The 18,480-nt window shown below is 59.6% G+C and carries 19 protein-coding genes; 12 read left to right on the forward strand and 7 right to left on the reverse strand.

What is annotated here, in order from left to right; genetic code table 11:
* The first annotated feature begins 21 nt into the window (after positions 1 to 21).
* Complete coding sequence (gene yjfP / locus QDT79_RS06195; protein ID WP_063991622.1) at positions 22 to 774, forward strand: esterase; 753 nt, start codon at positions 22 to 24, stop codon at positions 772 to 774.
* Between the two features lie 123 nt (positions 775 to 897).
* Complete coding sequence (locus QDT79_RS06200) at positions 898 to 1,260, forward strand: hypothetical protein (protein WP_308316291.1); 363 nt, start codon at positions 898 to 900, stop codon at positions 1,258 to 1,260.
* A gap of 96 nt (positions 1,261 to 1,356) precedes the next feature.
* On the opposite strand, the gene QDT79_RS06205 is transcribed toward QDT79_RS06200, so the two are convergent.
* Positions 1,357 to 1,623, reverse strand: coding sequence for a YdgH/BhsA/McbA family protein (locus QDT79_RS06205; protein ID WP_004933636.1), 267 nt, complete (start codon positions 1,621 to 1,623; stop codon positions 1,357 to 1,359).
* 452 nt (positions 1,624 to 2,075) lie between these two features.
* Between QDT79_RS06205 and rpsF the strand changes: the two genes are divergently transcribed.
* The 5 genes from rpsF to QDT79_RS06230 all read left to right on the forward strand — a co-directional run bounded on the left by rpsF (position 2,076) and on the right by QDT79_RS06230 (position 3,989).
* Positions 2,076 to 2,474 (forward strand): 30S ribosomal protein S6, encoded by a 399-nt coding sequence (gene rpsF, locus QDT79_RS06210; RefSeq protein WP_004933634.1) that lies wholly within the window; start codon positions 2,076 to 2,078, stop codon positions 2,472 to 2,474.
* Positions 2,475 to 2,482: 8 nt separating this feature from the next.
* Positions 2,483 to 2,800 (forward strand): primosomal replication protein N, encoded by a 318-nt coding sequence (gene priB / locus QDT79_RS06215; RefSeq protein ID WP_004933632.1) that lies wholly within the window; start codon positions 2,483 to 2,485, stop codon positions 2,798 to 2,800.
* A 4-nt stretch (positions 2,801 to 2,804) separates the two neighbouring features.
* Positions 2,805 to 3,032 (forward strand): 30S ribosomal protein S18, encoded by a 228-nt coding sequence (gene rpsR, locus QDT79_RS06220; RefSeq protein ID WP_000135199.1) that lies wholly within the window; start codon positions 2,805 to 2,807, stop codon positions 3,030 to 3,032.
* A 39-nt stretch (positions 3,033 to 3,071) separates the two neighbouring features.
* Entirely contained in the window at positions 3,072 to 3,524 is a 453-nt protein-coding gene (gene rplI / locus QDT79_RS06225; RefSeq protein ID WP_004933629.1) for a 50S ribosomal protein L9, read from the forward strand.
* A 111-nt stretch (positions 3,525 to 3,635) separates the two neighbouring features.
* Complete coding sequence (locus tag QDT79_RS06230; RefSeq protein WP_063991620.1) at positions 3,636 to 3,989, forward strand: DUF488 domain-containing protein; 354 nt, start codon at positions 3,636 to 3,638, stop codon at positions 3,987 to 3,989.
* A gap of 3 nt (positions 3,990 to 3,992) precedes the next feature.
* Here QDT79_RS06230 and QDT79_RS06235 read toward each other — a convergent pair whose 3' ends face one another.
* Positions 3,993 to 4,664: an OapA family protein gene (locus tag QDT79_RS06235; protein WP_107226631.1), complete on the reverse strand. Its 672-nt coding sequence runs from the start codon at positions 4,662 to 4,664 to the stop codon at positions 3,993 to 3,995.
* Between the two features lie 267 nt (positions 4,665 to 4,931).
* Here QDT79_RS06235 and bamJ point away from each other — a divergent pair, with 267 nt between their 5' ends.
* Positions 4,932 to 5,552 (forward strand): BamJ family beta-barrel-assembly machinery protein, encoded by a 621-nt coding sequence (bamJ, locus tag QDT79_RS06240; protein ID WP_004933618.1) that lies wholly within the window; start codon positions 4,932 to 4,934, stop codon positions 5,550 to 5,552.
* A 43-nt stretch (positions 5,553 to 5,595) separates the two neighbouring features.
* Here the strand turns inward: bamJ and ytfE are convergent, their stop codons facing one another.
* Positions 5,596 to 6,261: an iron-sulfur cluster repair protein YtfE gene (gene ytfE, locus QDT79_RS06245; RefSeq protein WP_107226632.1), complete on the reverse strand. Its 666-nt coding sequence runs from the start codon at positions 6,259 to 6,261 to the stop codon at positions 5,596 to 5,598.
* Positions 6,262 to 6,374: 113 nt separating this feature from the next.
* Positions 6,375 to 8,327, reverse strand: coding sequence for a bifunctional 2',3'-cyclic-nucleotide 2'-phosphodiesterase/3'-nucleotidase (locus QDT79_RS06250; protein WP_308316292.1), 1,953 nt, complete (start codon positions 8,325 to 8,327; stop codon positions 6,375 to 6,377).
* A 255-nt stretch (positions 8,328 to 8,582) separates the two neighbouring features.
* Here QDT79_RS06250 and cysQ point away from each other — a divergent pair, with 255 nt between their 5' ends.
* The gene (cysQ, locus tag QDT79_RS06255) at positions 8,583 to 9,323 is read left to right on the forward strand and encodes a 3'(2'),5'-bisphosphate nucleotidase CysQ (protein ID WP_063991660.1); all 741 of its coding nucleotides are present in this window, start codon (positions 8,583 to 8,585) and stop codon (positions 9,321 to 9,323) included.
* Position 9,324: 1 nt separating this feature from the next.
* On the opposite strand, the gene QDT79_RS06260 is transcribed toward cysQ, so the two are convergent.
* Positions 9,325 to 9,882, reverse strand: a complete 558-nt coding sequence (locus tag QDT79_RS06260; protein WP_025159587.1) for a YtfJ family protein — start codon at positions 9,880 to 9,882, stop codon at positions 9,325 to 9,327.
* 330 nt (positions 9,883 to 10,212) lie between these two features.
* Between QDT79_RS06260 and QDT79_RS06265 the strand changes: the two genes are divergently transcribed.
* The gene (locus tag QDT79_RS06265) at positions 10,213 to 10,419 is read left to right on the forward strand and encodes a DUF1107 domain-containing protein (protein ID WP_004933604.1); all 207 of its coding nucleotides are present in this window, start codon (positions 10,213 to 10,215) and stop codon (positions 10,417 to 10,419) included.
* A 67-nt stretch (positions 10,420 to 10,486) separates the two neighbouring features.
* Here the strand turns inward: QDT79_RS06265 and paeA are convergent, their stop codons facing one another.
* Both paeA and msrA read right to left on the reverse strand, forming a co-directional pair.
* Positions 10,487 to 11,818, reverse strand: a complete 1,332-nt coding sequence (gene paeA / locus QDT79_RS06270) for a polyamine export protein PaeA (protein ID WP_049270169.1) — start codon at positions 11,816 to 11,818, stop codon at positions 10,487 to 10,489.
* 180 nt (positions 11,819 to 11,998) lie between these two features.
* Positions 11,999 to 12,640 (reverse strand): peptide-methionine (S)-S-oxide reductase MsrA, encoded by a 642-nt coding sequence (gene msrA, locus QDT79_RS06275; protein ID WP_043139288.1) that lies wholly within the window; start codon positions 12,638 to 12,640, stop codon positions 11,999 to 12,001.
* Between the two features lie 304 nt (positions 12,641 to 12,944).
* Here msrA and tamA point away from each other — a divergent pair, with 304 nt between their 5' ends.
* Both tamA and tamB read left to right on the forward strand, forming a co-directional pair.
* A complete protein-coding gene (gene tamA, locus QDT79_RS06280) occupies positions 12,945 to 14,663 on the forward strand; it encodes an autotransporter assembly complex protein TamA (protein WP_373275487.1) in 1,719 nt (572 codons plus the stop codon).
* On the forward strand, positions 14,660 to 18,478 hold the full coding sequence (gene tamB, locus QDT79_RS06285; RefSeq protein WP_308316294.1) for an autotransporter assembly complex protein TamB: 3,819 nt from the start codon (positions 14,660 to 14,662) through the stop codon (positions 18,476 to 18,478). Before tamA ends, tamB begins: the two co-directional genes overlap by 4 nt.
* Positions 18,479 to 18,480 lie beyond the last annotated feature (2 nt).

Genomic DNA, 18,480 nt, shown 5'->3' on the forward strand with positions numbered 1-18,480 from the left:
CAGGTGAGTGAGGATGAACGGATGATCGAAATTCATGACGAGCGGGCGGGCGATATCGCGGTGATCCATGCTGTGCCGGCGGGGCAGTACCATCGGCCGTTGCCGACGGTGTTCTTCTGTCATGGCTATACCTCGTCAAAAGAGGTGTACGCGTACTTCGCTTATGCGCTGGCGCGCGCCGGTTTTCGGGTGGTGTTGCCGGATGCCGATCGGCACGGCGAGCGCTTCGACGGCGATGAGGCGCGGCGTCTGGCCACGTTTTGGGAGATCCTGCGCAGCAATATCGACGAGCTGCCGCAGATCAAGGCGCATTTTGAGCGGCTCGGCCTGATTGCCGACGGGCGCATCGGCATGGCCGGCGCCTCAATGGGCGGCATGACCGCGCTTGGCGCCTTCGTGCGCTTCCCGTGGGTCCGGGCGGCCGCCAGCCTGATGGGTTCCGGCTATTACCGTTCGCTGGCGCAAACGCTGTTCCCGCCGTTGGGCGAAGAGGGCGAGGCGCTCTCGCCGGCGGCGTTTGCGGCGCGCACCGCCGTGCTGGCGGAGTATGAGCTGGAAGGGCGTTTGGCGGCGATCGCCGGGCGGCCGCTGCTGCTGTGGCACGGCGAGACGGACGACGTGGTGCCGGCGGCGGACAGCCTGCGTTTGGCGGCTGAACTGCGGCAGCAAGGTGCGGACAGCCGTTTGACCTCGCTCGTCGAACCGGGGGTGAAGCACCGCATCACGCCGCTGGCGCTGTCCGCCACGGCCGACTTTTTCCGCCGCGAACTGTGATGCAGCGCCGGGCGCGATGCCTGGAATTGCACCGCTCTGTGCCTGCTGTTTCGGCCATCGTTTGGCCGAATGATGGGGAGAATGTCAGCGTGAATTCTTTCAGGGCAGCAAGGAGCAGAGGGCATGATAAAAAACATCGGCAGTACGGCCGGTTTAATGGGAACGATGAAAGCGCGCACCGAGCTTAACTCAGTGGCATTCAGCGAGATGTTGGGGAGCGTCGACGGCAAGGCGCGGCAAAACAAGGCGAATCCGCTGTCGCGCATCACCGCGCAGACGGTGCAAAACATGACGGCGCTGTTTGCCTCCGCGCCGAAAGCGGCGCCCATTCACCCCGCGGCAGCCGGTACGCTCTCGTTCGAACAGCGGGCGACCCTGATGGAAAGCGCCGAGCTGCTGCAAACGCGAACGAACTATCTGCGGACGGCGCTGCAATTGCACAATCCGGGCAAGGCGTTCAGCATGCCGACGCTGCTCAAACTCTGATGAGAGAAGCGGAGCGCCCAACGAGCGGCGCTCCGATGCGGGCTGGACGGGCTTTCTGATGAAGCCCTGGGGATTTCCCTGGCGTGGTGCGTTTCTTTAGCGGTACAGCTCGGCGCTGACGTGCATCGTGCTGTTGTCGCCCGGTTCGTGCAGGGCGATGATGCGATAAGAGCTTGCGCCGCGTTGATCGGCGATTTTGCTGACCTGGCTGCTGGCGTCATCCGGCGAAACCACGTTCTGGTTCAGGGTGACGAAGCCGACGCTCTGGCGTTGATCGGCCTGGTGCGAGGTAATCTCCGTCGCGGCCATCACGTTGGCGGAGAAAAGGGCGGCCAGCGCCGTCGCGAGAATGATGCGTTTCATAGTGCCTCTCTTACTTTTGCCGTTACGGCCTGACAGCGAGTGTCGCTGCGGCAAAAAGTCATTTATCTGCATTGAATAACCTGGAATCTTTTTCGTCGCGCTGTCTGCGGCGGATAAGGTTAATTTTAGTCCGTTGCGGTGGATTAAAAAGCGGGGTCTTTTGATGGCCTCCTTCAAAAAAAGTGAAATAGATTTGTGACTCAGCGCTGATTTCATTGAAAGATTTTTGAAACCGATGGATCGGCGTACATAGGTTCTCCCACGAGCAAATCGTGCTATTTCCCATAACGCCTCGCATTAACGCGAATAAAACCCACGCAGTCCTTGAGTTTCCCGCCCTGCGTCAGTATGATTACGCGTCATTTTTCAGCCGCACACTAAACACGTTCCTTGCTTCCATGGGCCGCGGTTGACCCTGACAGGAGGCTGAATAATCCGTAAGGAGCAATTCGATGCGTCATTACGAAATCGTTTTTATGGTCCATCCTGACCAAAGCGAACAGGTTCCGGGCATGATCGAGCGTTACAGTGCTACCATCACTAACGCGCAAGGTCAGATTCACCGTCTGGAAGACTGGGGCCGCCGTCAGCTGGCTTATCCGATCAACAAACTGCACAAGGCTCACTACGTTCTGCTGAACGTTGAAGCGCCGCAGGAAGCGATCGATGAGCTGGAAACTAACTTCCGCTTCAACGACGCCGTTATCCGCAGCATGGTTATGCGCGTTAAGCACGCGGTAACTGAAGCATCTCCGATGGTTAAAGCGAAAGACGAACGTCGTGGCGATCGCCGCGAAGACTTCGCTAACGAAACCGCAGATGATGCAGATGCTGGGGATTCTGAAGAGTAATTGCCGCCGTGACGGCTAATCGTCTGGTTTTGTCGGGCACTGTGTGCAAGGCGCCGGTTCGAAAAGTGAGTCCTTCCGGGATACCGCACTGCCAATTTGTGCTAGAGCACCGTTCGCAGCAGACGGAAGCCGGATTCAGCAGACAAGCATGGTGCCGAATGCCCGTGGTTGTCAGCGGACAACAGTCACAAGCACTAACTCAAAGATTAACGGTCGGCAGTCAGATTACCGTGCAAGGCTTTGTAAGCTGCCATCAAGGGCGCAACGGGCTGAGCAAATTGGTTCTGCATGCCGAGCAGATTGAATTGATAGATTCTGGAGACTAGCCAAATGGCACGTTATTTCCGTCGTCGCAAGTTCTGCCGTTTCACCGCGGAAGGCGTTCAAGAGATTGACTATAAAGACATCGCTACGCTGAAAAACTACATCACCGAAAGTGGTAAAATTGTACCGAGCCGTATCACCGGTACTCGTGCAAAATATCAGCGCCAGCTGGCCCGTGCTATCAAGCGCGCGCGCTACCTGTCTTTGTTGCCGTACACTGATCGTCATCAGTAATCGGCCACTGTCCATTAACGACTTTGAGAGGATAAGGTAATGCAAGTTATTCTGCTTGATAAAGTAGCAAACCTGGGCAGCCTGGGTGATCAAGTTAACGTTAAAGCGGGCTACGCTCGTAACTTCCTGGTACCACAGGGCAAAGCTGTTCCTGCTACCAAGAAAAACGTTGAGTTCTTCGAAGCACGCCGTGCTGAACTGGAAGCCAAACTGGCTGACGTTCTGGCTGCTGCTGAAGCTCGCGCAACCAAGATCAACGAACTGGGTTCAGTCACCATCGCTTCCAAATCTGGCGACGAAGGTAAACTGTTCGGCTCTATCGGCACCCGCGACATCGCTGACGCAGTGACTGCGGCAGGCGTTGAAGTTGCCAAGAGCGAAGTTCGTCTGCCGAACGGCGTTCTGCGTACCACTGGCGAGCACGAAGTGCACTTCCAGGTACACAGCGACGTGTTCGCACAGCTGAATGTAGTTGTGGTTGCAGAAGCGTAATTTACGCTGCTGTTAACCCGGTTAAAACGCCAGCCTCGTGCTGGCGTTTTGCTTTTCTGCGTCCGGCAAAACGCGCTACGCTTGAAGACGGGATAAAAAGGAGAGCGTGCGATGGCAAAGATTACGCTACAGCGGGTTTACGATTTCAGCGCGCCGGCGCCGGAACACTGTTATCTGATAGACAGGCTATGGCCGCGCGGCATCAGCAAGGCGCGGCTGACGGGCGTGCAGTGGCTGAAACAGGTGGCGCCGGATGATGAGCTGCGCAAGTGGTTCCATCAGCATACCGACCAGTGGGCGGTCTTCGAGGCGCGTTACCGCCAACAGCTGGCGGCCAACGACGCCTGGCAGCCGCTGGTGGTGCTGTTACGGCAGGGGCAAGCGCTGACGCTGCTGTATGGCAGCAAAGATACCGAGCACAACCAGGGCGTGGTGCTGCGCGAGTTTTTGCTGGCGCAGCTGTAGGGATTAGCGTTCCCGGCGGTAGCTGCCGTCGGCCTGGCGGCGGAACAGCGCCTGGCTGTTGTCCACCGTGGTGACCGACAGCGCGTTAATCACGCCGTTGGCATCGCGTTCGATGCGCACTTCCTGGCCGGCTTTCATGTTGCTCAGCGGCTTGTCGCCGCCTTCCACCTGCGCCATGGCGAACACTTCATTTACCGGCAGATTGTTGTCGCGAAAAAGCTGGGCCAGGGTCTGGCCGGGCTGGATCTGATAACGCTGCCAGTTGCCCGCCGGTGTCGGTTCGTTGGCTGAAGTGGCGCCGCCGCCGTTTTGCAGATCGGCCTGCAGCGGCACGCTGGTTTCCTGCTGGGAAACAGGGAACGGCTGTCTTTCGGGCGAGTAGGGCCACAGCAGGGCCAACAGCAGGATGATGCCGAAGATCAGCACCCAGCGACGGTGGAAGTAGGGCAGCGGCTCCATCCAATGGAAACCGTCCGGCAGATGCCAGACTTTGGCCAGCAGCGCTTTGACCTGCTGCATTTTATCGTTGGCCGGCGGTGGCTCCGATGGCGGTTCCGCGCCTTCAGACGTGGGTGCTGCGCCCGATTTCAGGCGCTGGCTGACGTTCAGCCAGGTGCGCAGCAGCGGCTGGTAGATGCGGGTGGTTTTCCTTCTCCTGGGCGCGATTCTGCCCATGGTGACCTCTCTTCGACGGCGTAATAATGAGCGCGGCGCGGCAAGCGCGTCGCCTGCCCGATATCCTGCTTTCAGTATAGTCCGCTAACTGATTGAAGTGAAAGGCGGCTGAGCGGCAGGGCCGGGGTTTGCGGCTGCGGGCGTTAACAGAAGGTTATTGTTTCTTTTTCTACGACAAAAGTCATCATTCTCCACACAAGATTTTACCCGGCATTGACGCGCTGTTATGCTGCGCTTTCGACTTTTTACAGACTTAAGGAAAACCCCATGACAACCCCTTCTTTTGACAGCGTTGAAGCGCAAGCAAGTTACGGGATTGGTTTACAGGTCGGCCAGCAGCTGCAAGAGTCCGGGCTGGAAGGTTTGCAACCGGAAGCTTTGCTGGCGGGCCTGCGTGACGCGCTGGAAGGGAATGCCCCGGCGGTTCCGGTAGACGTGGTGCACCGTGCGCTGCGTGAAATCCACGAGCGTGCGGACGCGGTGCGCCGTGAGCGCCAGCAGGCGATGGCCGTTGAAGGCCAGAAATTCCTGGATGACAACGCCAAGCGCGACGACGTGACGTTGACCGAGTCCGGCCTGCAGTTCTCCGTGCTGGAGCAGGGCAACGGCCCAATCCCGTCCCGTCAGGATCGCGTGCGTGTGCACTACACCGGTCGTCTGATCAACGGTGATGTGTTCGACAGCTCGGTCGAGCGCGGTCAGCCGGCAGAATTCCCGGTCAGCGGCGTGATCCCAGGCTGGATCGAAGCGCTGACCCTGATGCCGGTCGGCTCCAAATGGCAGCTGTATATCCCGCACAACTTGGCCTACGGCGAGCGTGGCGCAGGCGCGTCCATCCCGCCGTTCAGCGCGCTGGTGTTCGACGTCGAACTGCTGGAAATTCTGTAATCCCACCGAGGATTGCTCCGGGCGCCTTCGTGGCGCCCTTATTTTATGCGCCGCGCAGCGCGCGCGGGAACAGCAGATTGTTTTCCAGGCTGATGTGCTCCATCAGATCGCCGATGAACTCGTCGATGCCGTTGTACAGTGCCCGCCAGGTGGTGCAGGCGCCCTCCGGTGGCGTGACGTTATCGGTGAGGAACTTCACCACCTCCAGCTGTTCACCCGCCTCGTCATGTTCATGCTCCATCACCGAGATCGGTCCGGCGGCCTGCGGTCCCATGCCCTGTTTGATCAGCGGGAACAGGATCTGCTCCTCTTTCATCATGTGATTCTCCAGATCCAGACGGATCAGGTTCAGCTGCTTCGCCAGTCCGCGCGGGCAGGTGGGTTTGTCACCGTGCACACGTTCGACTTTTTCCGCCATCAGCACCAGTTCGGCCAATTGCTCGCGGTGCCGCTGATGAAAGCGCGGCAGAATGTAATCGATCACCTCACCGAGCGGCGCCGTGCGCCAGTCCCGGCTTTGCTCCGGCGTGGCGGCGAGAGCGGCCAGCGCGTTCTCCAACTGGTCGATGTCCAGCCCTTTGCGCTCGGCGGCGCGTGCCAGCGATTGCCGGCCGCCGCAGCAGAAATCCAGCTGATGCTGGCGAAACAGACGGGATGCCCGGGGAATGGCGATAGCGAGCGCGCCAAGGGATTGGTTGCGGTAATCCATGGTAGTGCCTCTTTAAACGAAGGAATTTTATAACATGCATTTTAAATGCAATTTAAAGGGCGCGCCAGTGGGAAAATAGCGAAGATGGCCGGGGAATTGCCCCGGCCGGGTGATTATTTCGCGCTTAAATCGATGCGATAGACCGCGAAACCGATGCGGTCATTGCCCTCGGCGGTCATCGAATATTGAGCGTGCTCCTTGATAAACGCCGTCGCTTTGTCCGACGGCGAGGTCTCGAAGCGGATATCCAGCGGCTGCTTGCTGCTGAAGGTCGCCAAACGCCAGTTGTTGTCCGCCTGCGGGTGTACCGCGCCGTGCCGTTGGGTTTCGGCGCTGATGTAGGCCGCCAGTACCGAACGGTTCTCATCCGGCGAAGCGAAGGCGATGTGTTTGTCGCCGGTGCCGGCAAACTTGCCGCCGTAGGCGCGGTAGTTATTGGTGGCAACCAGGAAGGTGGCGTTCGGATCGATTGGCTTGCCATTGAAGGTCAGCTGCTTGATGCGCTCCGCCTTATCGTTGATCAACTGGCATTCGCCGTCGTAGCGCGCCGGCTGGCTGACGTCGATCTGGTAGTTGACGCCGTCGATCACGTCGAAGTTATAGGTACGGAAGCCGTCCCAGTTGATCAAACCCTGCGGCTTGGCGCTGTTGACGTCGATCTGGTTGAACTGGCCGGCGGAGCACTCCAGCCACTCTTTCACCTCTTTGCCGCTGGCCTTCACCACTACCAGGGTATTGGGGTAGAGATAGAGATCGGCGGCGTTGCGGAAGGTGAGCTGGCCCTTTTCCACTTCGACGAAGCTGGCCGGATCGTTCTTGCGGCCGCCGACCTTGAACGGCGCCGCCGCCGACAGCACCGGCAGATCGGCCAGATCCGGATCGCCCTGAATGTAATGTTCAACGTAGGCCTTCTGCGCATTATTGACGATCTGCACCGTCGGATCGTCCTGCACCAGCGCCAGGTAGCTGTACATGTTGCCGTCTGATTTGCCGATCGGCTGGCTGACGAACTCGCGCGTGCCCTTGTGATCGTCCGCCAACACTTTCACCAGCGCGGCGTCTTCCACCGCCAGCGATTTCTTGTTCTCTTTGTCGTAGATCGGCCGTGCTTCCGCTTTGGCGGCGGTCACTTTCCAGCTACCGCTATCGTTGTTGAGCTGCAGGTCGACCACGCCGAGATGATCGCCCCATTGGCCCGGCATTACCGCTGGTACGCCGTTCAGCAGGCCTTTATCGATATCCGCGCCTTTGATATTGGCGAAGTCCTTGCTCGGGAACACCGCATGAGCGTGACCGAACATGATGGCGTCGATGCCCGGTACCTGGCTGAGGTAGTAGACCGAGTTTTCCGCCATTGCCTTGTAAGGCTCGCTGGACAGGCCTGAATGCGGGATCGCCACCACCAGATCGGCGCCCTGTTTACGCATTTCCGGCACGTAGCGTTTGGCGGTGGCGGTGATGTCGTCCACCGTCACCTTGCCCTGCAGGTTGGCCTTGTCCCACACCAGGATCTGCGGCGGCACGAAGCCGATGTAGCCGATGCGCAGCGTATGCGCCTTGCCGTCGCGGTCTTTCACCGGCGTATCGACGATGATGTACGGCGTGAACAGCGGTTTTTGCGTTTTGGCGTCGACGACGTTGGCGTTGATGTACGGGAATTTGGCGCCGGTGATGGCGTTCTTCAGGTAGTCCAACCCGTAGTTGAACTCATGGTTGCCGATGTTGCCGACCACGTAGTTCAGCGTGTTCATCGCCTTATAGACCGGGTGCACGTCGCCCGGTTTCAGCCCCTTGGCCGCCATGTAGTCGCCGAGCGGGCTGCCCTGAATGATGTCGCCATTGTCCACCAATACCGCGTTGGTAACCTGTTGGCGCGCCTGCTGGATCAGGCTGGCGGTGCGTACCAGACCAAACTTATCGGTCGGTGTGTCCTTGTAGTAATCGAAGTCCATCATGTTGCTGTGCAGGTCGGTAGTTTCCAGCACGCGCAGGTCGACGGTGGCCGCCTGCGCCGAGGCGCATACCAGTAGCGCAAGCGCGGACAGCGTCAGGGGATGCTTCATCATTTTGGGCTCTCTCCATTCCATTATTCGAGTGTTATCGCAGAGGGAAATGTAATTAACACTGCTTGCCACAGCAAACTGTGAAGTGTGGCAGAAAACGGTAGCAGGTAACGCGGGGAAGTTCACAGTTGTGCCCAACAAGATCTGAGGAATTCCTGGGGGTTAGCCGGTTGAGATGGATATTCGGCGTAAAAAAAACTAGTCTGCTAGCAGAGACAGAGGGAAATTTCCCACGGAGATGCAGAGTTGAGGTGCATGATGTTAGAGCGAATTTGCCAACTGTCCCGCGAGGCGGGGGCGGCGATCATGGCGGTGTACGACGGTGAACAACCGCTTGATGTCGCACAGAAAAAAGATGACTCACCGGTGACGGCGGCCGATCTGGCGGCGCATCACATCATCAAGCGCGGCCTGGCGGCGCTGACGCCGGAGGTGCCGCTGTTGTCTGAAGAAGATCCGCCGGCGTGGGAAGAGCGCCGCAACTGGACGCGTTACTGGCTGGTCGATCCGCTGGACGGCACCAAAGAGTTTTTGCACCGCAACGGTGAGTTCACGGTCAATATCGCCCTGATTGAAGAGGGGCAGGCGGTGATGGGGGTGGTGTATGCCCCGGCGATCGACGTGTTGTATCTGGCAGAGCGCGGCAAGGCCTGGAAAGAAGAGAAGGGCGTGCGGCAGGCAATCGGCGTCAGCAACGCGCATCCGCCGCTGGTGGTGGTGAGCCGCTCGCATATCGACGACGAGCTGAAAGATTATTTACAGCAACTGGGCGAGCACCAGACCGTGTCCGTCGGCTCCTCGCTGAAGTTCTGCCTGGTGGCGGAAGGCAAGGCGCAGCTTTATCCGCGCTTCGGGCCGACCAACATTTGGGATACCGCCGCAGGGCATGCGGTGGCGGTGGCCGCCGGGGCGCAAATTCACGATTGGCAGGGCAAGCCGTTGCTCTATACCCCGCGTGAATCCTTCCTCAACCCCGGCTTCCGGGTGTCGCTGTTCTGAGTTAGTTCGCCAACAGCTGGTGCAGCTTGGACATCACCTGCTGCACCTCTTCCGGCGTCAGCGCGCCGTCTTTGGCAAACTGAATACGCCCTTGCTTATCCAGCACCACGATGGCGGAGCCTTTCGGCTGCAGATCCCAGGCCTTGCGCACGTTACCGTCGCTGTCGACGATAAACTGCGACCACGGGAACTCCTTCTTGCTGTCTTCAATGCTGCTGCGCACGAACATCGCGGTGCCCATCAGGGCATCGTCGGTGTTGACGATTGTCGTCGTTTGGTAACGATCGTGTGGTAGCTTCGCCTTCTTGATCGCTTCAATCAGTGGGTCGTTCATGTCTTTGGCGGAGCTGCGGCCGGCAATATGTTGTATCACTCGCACTTTTCCACTGAGCTGCGCGCTGTTCCAGTTCTGGTAGCTAAAATTACCGTCAGCGTAATTGAGCTCTCCTTTGTCGCTGACGCCAACCGGCGCCACGCGCTGCTGGAGCTGGAAGTTGTGCGCGGAAGCGAAAAGCGGGGCGAGCAGCAGGGATACCATCAGCATGCGACTTGTTTTCATGCTTTCTCCTTGTAATGGGGGGAATTTGTGCGACAGCACTTCGACAGCCTAAAGCATAGGATGTGATAAGAGGTCTGTCCTGTTAACCGGATCGCAGATTTTCCCTTGGTTCGCTAATCATCAGATTTTGAAGGGATATCCTGAAAACGTTATAAATTATCATATACAATTCTGTCAAAAAGTGTAAATCCAGCGTAGATATCCGGGCAGAAGTGAACGTTCTGGTCTTTACTGGGTCTACTACATGCAATCAAGTTGCGTTCTGAATTTCGAGGCTGCCACTTTTGGCGGCTCGCTGAGCGCATGGATCAACGGGAGGAGCGTAAAAGAATGAGAATCTTCCAGCGTTATAACCCTTTGAAAGTGGCAAAGTACGTTAAGACCCTGTTTCGCGGAAGGCTGTATATCAAGGACGTAGGCGCATTTGAATTCGACGAGGGGAAAATCCTGCCGCCGAAGATTCGTGACAAGCGCCATTTCAGCGTGATGTCTGAAGTGAACCGTCAGGTGCTGCTGTTGCAGACCGAGATGGGGTAACACCTCGCTGACAGCGGTAAAAAAAATGCGGCCCCGATGGGGCCGCTGATGTTTTTGCCGGCTGCCGTCAAGCCGCCGGGGTGTCTTCCGGGGCTTTCGGCAGCACCGCCGCCGGTTTGTCGCTCAGGCGGGTGACCAGCAGTTGGTCTATCTTGTAGCTGTCGATATCCACCACTTCGAACTTGTAGCCGGCGTATTTGACGAAGTCGGTGCGTTTCGGGATCTTGCGCAGCATATACATCATAAAGCCGCCGATGGTCTCGTAGTTGCCCGCCTGCGGGAACTCGTCGATATCCAGCACGCGCATCACGTCGTCGATCGGCGTGCCGCCTTCAATCAGCCATGAGCTTTCGTCGCGCGCCACGATCTGCTCTTCCTGGCCCTGGCCGACCAAATCCCCCATCAGCGTGGTCATCACGTCGTTAAGGGTGATGATGCCCACCACCAACGCATATTCATTGAGGATCACCGCGAAGTCTTCGCCGGCGGTCTTGAAGCTTTCCAGCGCTTCGGACAGCGTCAGCGTATCCGGCACGATCAGCGCCGAGCGGATCTGCACGCCGCTGCTCAGCACCAGACTCTGGTTGCCCAGCACGCGGTTCAGCAGGTCTTTGGAATCGACGTAACCGACCACCTGATCGATATGGCCGTCGCACACCAGGAACTTGGAGTGCGGATGGGTCGAGACCTTCTCCTTGATGCTTTCTTCGCTTTCGCGCAAATCGAAGTACACCACGCTTTCGCGCGAGGTCATCGAAGACGGCACGGTGCGCGATTCCAGTTCGAACACGTTTTCAATCAGCTCGTGCTCCTGCTTGCGCAGCACGCCCGCCAGGGCGCCGGCTTCCACCACCGCGTAGATGTCGTCGGAGGTGATGTCGTCTTTACGCACCATCGGCAGCTTGAACATGCGGAAGATCAGGTTGGCCATGCCGTTGAAGAACCACACCAGCGGGCGGAAGATCATGATGGAGAAACGCATCGGGTTGATGATCCGGACGGCGACCGTCTCTGGTGCAATCATACCGATGCGCTTCGGGGTCAAATCGGCGAACAGGATAAACAGGCTGGTCACCAGCACGAAGGAGCAGATGAAGCTGACCTGTTCCGCCAGTTCGGGCGACAGGAAACGATCGAACAACACCTTGAAAGTGGGAGAAAAAGCCGCGTCGCCGACGATACCGCCGAGGATGGCCACGGCGTTCAGGCCGATCTGCACCACGGTGAAGAAGATGCCTGGGGTTTCTTGCAGTTTAAGCACTCTGGCGGCGTTGATGTTGCCTTCGTCCGCCATCAGCTTCAGTTTGATCTTGCGCGAGGCGGCCAGAGAGATTTCCGACAGTGAGAAAAACGCACTCACCGCGATCAGAAAAAGAATCAGTAAAATACTGTTTAACATAATCTATCCATACGTGCCGACGGGATGCCGGCGCTCTTGAGGAAGGGTAGTACATAGTAAAAAAAGCAGCGATAACAACCAGAAGGGAAGCTATCGGGCCGCAGAAGCGGCCCGCATAGTATAGCAGTTGCCCCACAGGGGCCGCCAGCGGTTAAAAAAGTGCCGCCGGCCGGCATCGGATCAGCCCTGTGGCGGCAGGCAAACGCCGATGCCGCCCAGCCCGCAGTAGCCTTCCGGATTCTTGAACAGGTACTGCTGATGATCGTCCTCCGCGTAATAGAACGGCAGCGCCGGTGCGATCTCGGTGGTGATGACGCGCTTGTCGCCCGCCGCGTCCATCGCCTGCTGAAAGCGCTGCAGGCTGCTCTCCGCCTCGGCCTGCTGCTCCGGGCTCAGCGTATAAATCGCCGAGCGGTACTGGGTGCCGACGTCGCCGCCCTGGCGCATGCCCTGCGCCGGATCGTGATTTTCCCAGAACACCTGCAGCAGCTGTTTGTAGCTGACGACCTGCGGATCGAACACCACGCGCACCACTTCGGCATGGCCGGTCTGGCCGCTGCACACTTCGCGGTAGGTCGGGTTCGGCGTATAGCCGCCGCTGTAGCCGGCGGCGGTGCTGTAGACGCCCGGCTGCTGCCAGAACAGGCGCTCGACGCCCCAGAAACAGCCCATGGCGAAGATCGCCACCTCCATGCCTGCCGGCACCTGGGTCATCGAGTGTTCGGTGACCACGTTGAGCGTTGCGACAGGCATTGGCGTGGTGCGGCCTGGCAGCGCGCTTGCCTTATCGACGGTTTGTGATTTATCAAAAAATGGCACCACGGTTGACTCCTGTTGTCACAGTAAGAATTGACCCTACATGGCGGCGGTTCGGTTGTATCTCACCGCGTCTTTGCCCACAATAAGTGGCAAGTTGGATTTTGTATAAGCTTAACGCAGTATTTTGAGCGCCAAAAGTGAAGAATTCGCCTGTTGCGCGGCGGTGGCAAAGCGCGGCGGGCGGCGTCCGGAACAAGGCTGAAGAGGGCTGCCGTCATGATAGCGCGGAGTCTGCCCTGGCCCCGGAGCGAACACCATAACAGGAAAGTAAAATCAATAAGGAGAACACGTGCCAAAGTACCCGGTCATGTGCTTGATAGCTGTGTTGCTTGCGGCACCTGCGGCCTATGCGGCGAACGTGCGGTTGCAGGTGGAGGGGTTAAGCGGAGAGTTGGAAAAAAACGTCCGGGTGCGCCTGTCGTCGATCACGCCTGAAGAGGTCGGCACCGACGGCCGCTTCCGCGCGCGGGTGGATGAGGCGGTGCGCCAGGGGCTGCGCGCGCTTGGCTATTACCAGCCGACCATCGAGTTTACGCTGGACGACCGGCCGGGGATGTCGCGCCCGGTGCTGCATGCCAAGGTCAATCCGGGCGAACCGGTGCGTATCGCCGGCGCCAACATCGTGCTGGAAGGTGGCGCGAAAACCGATGAGGATTACCTGACGTTGGTAAAGAAGGGCCGGCCGACCATCGGCGAGATCCTCAACCACGGCAAGTATGACAGCTTCAAAGGCTCGCTCACCGGCCTGGCGCTGCGCAAAGGTTATTTCGATGCCGATATGACCAAAAGCCAGCTCGGCGTGGCCGAAGATTTGCACAAGGCGTTTTGGGATATCGATTTCAACAGCGGCGAACGTTACCGCTTCGGCAAGGTGAAATTCACCGGTTCGCAAATCCGCGAAGACTATCTGCAAAATCTGGTGCCCTTTCATCAGGGGGATTACTACAGTTCGGAGGATTTGGCCGAGCTGAACCGCCGTTTGTCCGCCACCAACTGGTTCAACTCGGTGGTGGTGTCCCCTGATTTCAACGATGCCAAAGAGAACAAGATTTTGCCGTTGGACGCGCTGGTGACGCCGCGCACGCGCAACACCGTCGAAACCGGTATCGGTTACTCCACCGACGTCGGCCCGCGGGTGAAAGGCACCTGGAAAAAGCCCTGGCTCAACGATCGCGGGCATAGCCTGGAAACCAGCGCCAGCGTGTCGGCGCCGGAGCAGCAGCTGGATCTGACTTACAAGATCCCGCTGCTGAAGAACCCGCTGGAGCAGTATTACCTGCTGCAGGGCGGCCTCAAGAACGTCAATCTTAACGACACTAAATCCGTCACCTCCAAAGTTGTGGCCTCGCGCAACTGGGATCTTTCCAGCGGCTGGCAGCGGGCGATCAACCTGACCTGGCGCTGGGATAACTTTACCCAGGGTAACGTCAGCAACACCACCATGCTGCTGTACCCCGGCGTCAGCTTCAACCGCACCCGCTCGCGCGGCGGCCTGATGCCGACCTGGGGCGACAGCCAGCGCTACTCTATCGACGTGTCCGACACCACCTGGGGTTCCGGCGTGGACTTCGCGCTGATGCAGGCGCAAAACGTCTGGATCCGTACCCTGGCCGACAAGCACCGTTTCGTGGCGCGCGGGCAGGTGGGCTGGATCGAAACCAACGACTTCGACAAGGTGCCGCCGGATCTGCGCTTCTTCGCCGGCGGTGACCGCAGCATTCGCGGCTACAAATACAAAGACATTTCGCCGCGCGATGACGACGGCAAGCTGACCGGCGCCTCCAAGATGCTGACCGGATCGCTGGAGTACCAATACAACGTGACCGGCAAGTGGTGGGGGGCGATGTTCGTCGACTCCGGTGAAGCGGTGAACGATATCAAGAAGAGCAACTTCAAGACCGGCGCCGGCGTAGGCGTGCGCTGGCAGTCGCCGGTGGGGCCGGTGAAGCTGGATATCGCCGCGCCCGTGGGGGACAAGGACACCCACGGGATGCAGTTCTACATCGGTTTGGGGCCTGAACTATGAGCCTGGTTAAAAAGATTTGTCTCGGATTTCTGGTCGTTCTGCTGTTGCTGATCGGCGGTCTGGCCTTCCTGGTGGGTACCACCACCGGTTTGCATATGGTCATCAACGGCGCGGCGCGCTGGGTGCCGGGGCTGGAGATCGCCGGCGTCAGCGGCGGCTGGCGCGATTTGACGCTGAAGGGCGTGAAGTATCAGATGCCGGGCGTGACGGTCAACGCCGGGCAGTTCCATCTGTCCCTTGACCTGTCCTGTTTTAAGCGCAGCTCGCTGTGCGTCAACGCCTTGACCGCCCAGGATGTGGACGTGGCGGTGAACACCAAAGAGATGGCGCCCTCCGCGCCGGTGGAGGAGAGCAGTGAGCCGACCACCAATCTCAGCACCCCTTATCCGATCACCCTGCGCCTGTTGGCGCTGAACAACGTCAAGGTCACCGTCGACGATACCGCCATCTCGCTGGCCGAGTTCCGCACCGGCGCGCAGTGGCAAGAGCGCGCGCTGACGCTGATGCCGACCAAGATCGGCTCGCTGCTGATCGCATTGCCGAAAACGCCGCAAAACCCGTTGCCGGAAGCGATGCAGCCGGCGGCCGAGGTGGCGAAAAAGGTCGGCGAACAGGTTACCGACGCGGCGAAGCCGGCACCGCAGCCGGAAGAGAAGCCGCTGGGCGAAACGCTGAAGGAGCTGTTTGCCAAACCGCTGTTGCCGGATCTGCCGGACATTCGGCTGCCGCTGGATATCACCGTGAAAGAGATCCGCGGCGAGCAGCTGCGCTTGACCGGCGATACCGACGTGCTGATCACGAGCCTGTTGTTGCAGGCCAGCACGCAGGATCAACATATCCAGCTGGAGAACTTCGACGTGAAGTCGCCGCAGGGCACGCTGTCGGTGCAGGGGCAGGCGACCCTGACCGGCGGCTGGCCGGTGGCCCTGACCGCCAATAGCGCGCTGAACATTGAGCCGCTGAAGGGCGAGAAGGTGAAGCTGAACATCGGCGGCGGGCTGCGCGACGAGCTGAAGGTCGCGCTGAACCTGTCCGGCCCGGTCGGCGCCCAGCTTGATGTGCAAACCCGGCTGGCCGAAGCCGGCCTGCCGCTGGCGCTGACGCTGCAGAGCAAACAGCTGAAATGGCCGCTGAGCGGTGAGGCGCAATACCAGGTCAACGATTTCCGCCTGCGTTTTAACGGCAAGGCGACCGACTATGCGCTGTCGACGCGTGCCAATCTGAAAGGCCAGGATCTGCCGTCGGCGGTGCTGACGCTGGACGGCAAAGGCAACGTCGAGCAGTTCAAGCTGGAGCGACTGCGGCTGGCGGCGCTGCAGGGCAATACCGATCTCACCGCGCTGGTGGACTGGAGCAAAGCCATCAGCTGGACCTCGCAATTGACGCTGAGCGGCATCAATACCGCCAAGCAGTGGCCGGAATGGCCGGCGAAACTCGACGGCAAGATCACCACGCGCGGCAGTTTGCACGGCGGCAGCTGGCAGCTGCAGGTGCCGGTGCTGCAGCTGGACGGCAACGTGAAGCAGAACAAGGTCACGGCGCGCGGTACGCTGAGCGGCAACGCCGCCGGGCAGTGGAAAATCCCCGGCATCGATCTGGCGCTGGGGCGTAACCAACTGAACGTCAAAGGGCAATTGGACGAGAAGAGCTGGAACCTGGACGCCAACATCGACGCGCCGCGTCTGGACGGCGCGCTGCCGGGCCTGGGCGGCACCGCCAAAGGGCTGCTGAAGCTGCGCGGCAATCTGCAGGCGCCGCAGCTGCTGGCAGATTTGACCGCTTCCGGCTTGCAGTGGCAGGCGCTGCGCATTAACCGCGTGAAAATAGACGGCGACGTGCGCTCCACGGATCAGATCCAGGGGCAGTTGGCGGTACGCGTCGAACAGCTGAAGCAGGACGCGCTGGAGGTCAGCTTGCTGACCCTCGACGCCAAAGGCAGCGAGAAGCAGCACCAGCTGCAGCTGAAGATTGACGGCAAGCCGGTCTCCGGCCAGTTAGCGTTGCAGGGCAGTTTCGATCGTCAGCAGCAGCGTTGGCGCGGCAATCTGAACAACACCCGCTTCGATACGCCGGTCGGGGAATGGCGCCTGACGCGCGCCATCGCGCTGGACTACCTGAACACCGAGCAGAAAATCAGCGTCGGGCCGCACTGTTGGCAGAACCCGAACGCCGAGCTGTGTGTGCCTAAGACCATTGAAGCCGGCCAGAGCGGCCAGGCCAGCGTGGTGCTCAACCGGTTCGACCTGGCGATGATCAAGCCGTTCCTCGGCCCGGAAACCGCTCTGAGCGGCGTGTTCACCGGCCGGGCCGACGTCAGCTGGAAGCCGGGCGGCGCGCTGCCGGAGGCGAAAGTCACGCTGGCCGGCAACGGCGTCAAGGTGGTGCAGCAGGTGCAGGGCAACGCGCTGCCGATCGCCTTCGATACGCTGACCCTCAACGCCGGCCTGAACAACGGCCGCGCGCAGGCCGACTGGCGGATCAAGCTGACCAACAACGGCCAGTTCGACGGCAATATCCAGGTGGCGGATCCGCAGGTGCGGCGCACCATTAGCGGCAACGTCAATATCACCAATATCTCGCTGGCGCTGATCAACCCGGCGCTGATGAAGGGCGAAAGCGCGGCGGGCATGCTGAATGCCAACCTGCGCCTGGGCGGCAGCGCGCAGAAGCCGCTGGTGTTCGGGCGCCTGGCGTTGGATCGGGCGAAGGTGCAGGGGCACTGGATGCCGTTCGACATGACCGACGCGCGGCTGGCGGTAAATTTCAACGGCATGACCTCGACGCTGGAAGGGTTGCTCAGCACCACGCGCGGCCAGCTGAATTTGGCGGGCGACGCCGACTGGCGTGACATCAACGCCTGGCGTGCGCGGATTGCCGCCAAAGGCGACAAGCTGCGGGTGACGGTGCCGCCGATGATCCGCATCGATGTGTCGCCGGATCTGGTGTTTGAAGCCACGCCGCAGCTGTTCTCGCTCAACGGCAAGGTCGACATTCCCTGGGCGCGCATCACGGTGCAGGAGCTGCCGGAAAGCGCGGTGGGCGTTTCTTCCGATGAGGTGATGCTGGACGACCAACTCAAGCCGATTCAACCGAAGACCGCCTCGATCCCGATCAACAGCAACCTGATGATCCACGTCGGTAACGACGTGCGGCTGGATGCCTTCGGCTTGAAAGCCCGGCTGAAGGGCGATTTGAAAGTGGTGCAGGACAAGAAAGGGTTGGGCCTCAATGGCCAGATTGACATCCCTTCCGGTCGCTTCCATGCTTATGGTCAGGATTTGATCGTGCGTAAAGGGCAACTGATGTTCTCCGGCCCGCCGGATCAGCCGCTGCTCAATATCGAAGCGATCCGCAACCCGGAATCTACCGAGGATGATGTGACCGCCGGCGTGCGCGTGACCGGCCTGGCGGATGCACCGAAGCTGGAAGTGTTCTCCGATCCGGCCAAATCGCAGCAGGAAGCCTTGTCTTATCTGCTGCGCGGTCAGGGCTTGAGCAGCTCCGGCGCCGACGGCAACGCCATGACGTCGATGTTAATCGGCATGGGGGTTGCACAAAGTGGTCAACTTGTGGGTAAAATCGGCGAGGCATTCGGCGTGAGTAATTTGGCTCTGGACACCCAAGGGGTTGGCGACAATTCCCAAGTTGTCGTGAGCGGCTATGTCCTCCCAGGCTTACAAGTAAAATATGGGGTGGGCATTTTCGACTCGCTGGCCACGCTGACGTTGCGTTATCGCCTGATGCCTAAGTTGTATCTTGAAGCGGTGTCTGGTCTCGACCAGGCATTAGATTTGCTCTATCAGTTTGAGTTTTAGCG

The sequence above is a fragment of the Serratia marcescens genome, assembly GCF_029846115.1.
GTDB classification, from domain to species: Bacteria; Pseudomonadota; Gammaproteobacteria; order Enterobacterales; family Enterobacteriaceae; genus Serratia; species Serratia marcescens_L.

Excerpts from the sequence above, each read along its gene's own strand:
- rpsR (WP_000135199.1), top strand. The coding sequence starts at position 2,805 with ATGGCACGTTATTTCCGTCGTCGCAAGTTCTGCCGTTTCACCGCGGAA.
- QDT79_RS06230 (WP_063991620.1), top strand. The coding sequence starts at position 3,636 with ATGGCAAAGATTACGCTACAGCGGGTTTACGATTTCAGCGCGCCGGCG.
- bamJ (WP_004933618.1), top strand. The coding sequence starts at position 4,932 with ATGACAACCCCTTCTTTTGACAGCGTTGAAGCGCAAGCAAGTTACGGG.
- QDT79_RS06205 (WP_004933636.1), bottom strand. The coding sequence starts at position 1,623 with ATGAAACGCATCATTCTCGCGACGGCGCTGGCCGCCCTTTTCTCCGCC.
- QDT79_RS06250 (WP_308316292.1), bottom strand. The coding sequence starts at position 8,327 with ATGATGAAGCATCCCCTGACGCTGTCCGCGCTTGCGCTACTGGTATGC.
- ytfE (WP_107226632.1), bottom strand. The coding sequence starts at position 6,261 with ATGGATTACCGCAACCAATCCCTTGGCGCGCTCGCTATCGCCATTCCC.
- rplI (WP_004933629.1), top strand. The coding sequence starts at position 3,072 with ATGCAAGTTATTCTGCTTGATAAAGTAGCAAACCTGGGCAGCCTGGGT.
- cysQ (WP_063991660.1), top strand. The coding sequence starts at position 8,583 with ATGTTAGAGCGAATTTGCCAACTGTCCCGCGAGGCGGGGGCGGCGATC.
- tamB (WP_308316294.1), top strand. The coding sequence starts at position 14,660 with ATGAGCCTGGTTAAAAAGATTTGTCTCGGATTTCTGGTCGTTCTGCTG.
- QDT79_RS06265 (WP_004933604.1), top strand. The coding sequence starts at position 10,213 with ATGAGAATCTTCCAGCGTTATAACCCTTTGAAAGTGGCAAAGTACGTT.
- QDT79_RS06260 (WP_025159587.1), bottom strand. The coding sequence starts at position 9,882 with ATGAAAACAAGTCGCATGCTGATGGTATCCCTGCTGCTCGCCCCGCTT.
- QDT79_RS06200 (WP_308316291.1), top strand. The coding sequence starts at position 898 with ATGATAAAAAACATCGGCAGTACGGCCGGTTTAATGGGAACGATGAAA.
- tamA (WP_373275487.1), top strand. The coding sequence starts at position 12,945 with ATGTGCTTGATAGCTGTGTTGCTTGCGGCACCTGCGGCCTATGCGGCG.
- yjfP (WP_063991622.1), top strand. The coding sequence starts at position 22 with ATGATCGAAATTCATGACGAGCGGGCGGGCGATATCGCGGTGATCCAT.
- paeA (WP_049270169.1), bottom strand. The coding sequence starts at position 11,818 with ATGTTAAACAGTATTTTACTGATTCTTTTTCTGATCGCGGTGAGTGCG.
- rpsF (WP_004933634.1), top strand. The coding sequence starts at position 2,076 with ATGCGTCATTACGAAATCGTTTTTATGGTCCATCCTGACCAAAGCGAA.
- QDT79_RS06235 (WP_107226631.1), bottom strand. The coding sequence starts at position 4,664 with ATGGGCAGAATCGCGCCCAGGAGAAGGAAAACCACCCGCATCTACCAG.